The organism is Streptomyces sp. SM1 (assembly GCF_002910825.1).
Lineage (GTDB): Bacteria > Actinomycetota > Actinomycetes > Streptomycetales > Streptomycetaceae > Streptomyces > Streptomyces okerensis.
In genome coordinates this window covers 1-2,816 of sequence record NZ_NEUB01000812.1, presented here as the reverse complement: position 1 = coordinate 2,816, position 2,816 = coordinate 1, and the positions used below count along the sequence as shown (strand labels likewise).

4 protein-coding genes are annotated in these 2,816 nt (G+C 73.3%); 1 reads left to right on the top strand and 3 read right to left on the bottom strand.

Features of this window, described 5'->3' with window-relative positions; genetic code table 11:
• Window positions 1-216: 216 nt before the first annotated feature.
• Genes B9S61_RS25190 through B9S61_RS25180 form a run of 3 tightly spaced genes read right to left on the bottom strand, consistent with a single transcriptional unit; the run spans window position 217 to window position 2,121 of the window.
• Window positions 217-975: a DUF3710 domain-containing protein gene (locus tag B9S61_RS25190; protein ID WP_103544293.1), complete on the bottom strand. Its 759-nt coding sequence runs from the start codon at window positions 973-975 to the stop codon at window positions 217-219.
• A 1-nt stretch (window position 976) separates the two neighbouring features.
• Window positions 977-1,540, bottom strand: a complete 564-nt coding sequence (dut, locus tag B9S61_RS25185; RefSeq protein WP_103544292.1) for a dUTP diphosphatase — start codon at window positions 1,538-1,540, stop codon at window positions 977-979.
• The gene (locus B9S61_RS25180) at window positions 1,537-2,121 is read right to left on the bottom strand and encodes a PaaI family thioesterase (protein ID WP_103544291.1); all 585 of its coding nucleotides are present in this window, start codon (window positions 2,119-2,121) and stop codon (window positions 1,537-1,539) included. Before B9S61_RS25180 ends, dut begins: the two co-directional genes overlap by 4 nt.
• Before the next feature lie 58 nt (window positions 2,122-2,179).
• On the opposite strand from B9S61_RS25180, the gene B9S61_RS25175 reads away from it, so the two are divergent.
• Window positions 2,180-2,650, top strand: a complete 471-nt coding sequence (locus B9S61_RS25175; RefSeq protein WP_103544290.1) for a DUF3093 domain-containing protein — start codon at window positions 2,180-2,182, stop codon at window positions 2,648-2,650.
• The last annotated feature ends 166 nt before the right edge of the window (window positions 2,651-2,816 follow it).

Below are 2,816 nucleotides of genomic sequence, written 5' to 3'. Positions count from 1 at the left end.
GGCGACCCGCCACCGCAGTCCCGAGCGGACCCCGGCGACCTGCTGCCGCCGAAGGCTCTGACGGGGTCGGCGACCTGCCGCCGCGGGCCTGGGCGCACCCGGCACCCACCACGGACGACTCCAGCGGACCCCCACGTCACCGTCGCGGACCGGGGCGCACCCGGCGACCCGCCACCGCAGACCCGAGCGGACCCCGGCACCCCGTCGCCGGAGGCGCTAGCGGACCTCGGTGATCTCCGGTCCGCGCTGGAGCTGACCCATGCCGCCGGCGAAGCGGGAGCCGCCCTCCTCCTGCTGCACGTTCTCGGGGACCATCTGCGCGTCGTTCGGCAGCTGGAGGACGATCGGGTCGCGCGGTGCCATCGGGCCGTCTCCGCGGACGACGACCGTGTCCCGGAAGATCTGCTCGAGCAGTCCGGCGGCCTGCGGCTGTACCGCGCCCTGACCGGAGATCACCCCGCGCAGGAACCAGCGGGTACCGTCCACTCCCACGAACCGCACGACCTGGTAGCCGCCGGTGCCGTCCGGCAGCTGTACGGGCACCTGGGCGCGCAGCTCCCAGCCCAGCGGACCCTCGACCTCGTCGATGATGCCGCCCTGCTGGGTGATGCCGGTCGCGATCTCCTCGCGGACCTCGCCCCAGATGCCCTCACGCTTGGGTGCGGCGAATGCCTGCAGCTGGATGGCGCTGTCGCGCAGCACGACGGTCGCCGCGACGATCGCGTCGCCGGCGACCTCCACCCGCAGTTCCATGCCGTCGACTCCGGGCACGAACAGGCCGCCCAGGTCGACGCGGCCCTCTCCGGGCTCGCGGACCTCGGTGCTGTCCCAGGGCCCGTCGGGCCGCGGCGCCGGCTCGAGCCTCAGCCGCTCGGCCCCCTCGCCGCCCGCCTCCGCGTCGACACCGTCGACGACCTGCTCGGCCTCGCCGGCCGCACCGTCGGCGGCATCGTTCTTCTTGCGACGTCCGAACACGTCACTGTCCTTCCCGGTCGGATACGACCGAAGCGTATCGATTCCCACCCGCTGTACCGCCTACGGCGGCCTGAACGCTTGTGCCGCTCTTACCTTCTTCCACCGCGGCATGGCCGCCGGTGGACCCGAAGCCCCCCTCGGCCCGGGCCGAGGGGGGAAGCTCCGCGACCGACACGAAGCGGACCCTCTCGACCTGCTGCACGACCAGTTGGGCAATCCGGTCGAAACGCTCGAACCGCACGGTCTCGCGCGGGTCGAGATTCACCACGATCACCTTGATCTCCCCACGGTACCCGGCATCAACCGTCCCCGGGGCATTCACCAGGGCGACGCCGCAGCGGGCGGCAAGTCCGGATCGCGGGTGCACGAAGGCCGCGTACCCCTCGGGGAGCGCGACAGACACCCCGGTCGGGAGTACGGCCCGCTCGCCGGGGGCGAGTTCGCGGGCCTCGGTGGTCCGCAGATCGGCGCCCGCGTCGCCCGGGTGCTCGTAGGACGGAAGCGGTACACCGGGGTCGAGGCGCCTGATCAGCACGTCGAGGGCGCGATGGCCAAAGGCGCTCACGGGTTCACCTCGAAGGCACGCGCGCGACGGACCTGGTCGGGGTCGCTCATGGCCGCCTGGATCTCCTCCTCGCGGCCGTGGTCGATGAAGTGGTCGACCTTGACCTCGATGAACAGGGCCTCGGCGCGGACCGCGACGGGCCCCTCGGGGCCGCCGATGCGGCCGGTGGCGGTGCAGTAGATCTTCCGTCCCGCCACCGCGGTCACCCGCGCGTCCAGGTGCAGCACGGTGTCGACCGGCACGGGCCGGACGAAGTCCGTCTCCAGCCTGCCGGTCACCGCGATGGTGCGCAGCAGCCAGTTGAGGGAGCCGAGCGCCTCGTCCAGGGCGGTGGCGAGTACGCCGCCGTGCGCGAGTCCCGGGGCGCCCTGGTGGGCGGTCCGCACGGTGAACTCGGCGGTGATCGACACGCCTTCGCCGGCGCGGGCCTGGAGGTGCAGCCCGTGGGGCTGCTCGTCGCCGCAGCCGAAACACTGGCCGTAGTGGGCGCCGAGGAGTTCGCCGGGTGCGGGCGCGTCGGGGTGACGCGCCGGCTGCACGGCGTCTGCGGGGGGCTGAAGAGCTGCGGAAGTACCACTCACAGGCGCAGACCTTACCCGCGCGTGAGTCCACTCCCGTCACCGTGCCAAGCTTGGATCCATGCAGCTCTCCGCCGTCCCGTACGAAGAACGCCTCACCGCCCCCCGTTCCTGGTGGCTGCTCTCCTTCCTGGCGGGGGTCTCCATGGCGCTGATCCTGCTGCCGTTCGGCACGCTGCCGATGCTCGGCGGTCTGGCCGGCGGCACCGCCGCCGCGGCGGTCGTCGCCAGTTCGTACGGTTCGGTGCGCATCCGGGTCGTGGGCGGTCATCTGATCGCGGGCGAGGCGAAGATCCCGGTGTCGGCGCTGGGCGAGGCGGAGATCCTGGACGCCGAGGAGGCGCGGGCCTGGCGCACCCACAAGGCCGACCCGCGCTGCTTCATGCTGCTGCGGGCGTACATTCCCGGCGCGCTGCGTGTGGACATCACCGACCCCGATGACCCGACCCCCTACGCCTTCCTGTCGACGCGCGACCCGGAGCGTCTGGCGCAGGCGCTGCGGGCGGCCAAGGAATCGGCGGACGCCGCGTAGAGCCTGTAGAGCCTGTCGGGCGGAGCCTTCCGGGCACAGGCAGCCTGCCGCGGACGGGCGGGCTGCTCCTTCCCTTGTCCCCGGGCCCTGTCCGGGGGCGGTCGCCGGCACCCGCAGTCGCCGGCACCCGCGGCCGTCGGCGAGCGGGCCGGGAGCCGGCCTCCGG

Bases quoted from the DNA above. Each gene is read 5' to 3' on its own strand.
- B9S61_RS25175 (WP_103544290.1), top strand. From the start codon at position 2,180: ATGCAGCTCTCCGCCGTCCCGTACGAAGAACGCCTCACCGCCCCCCGT.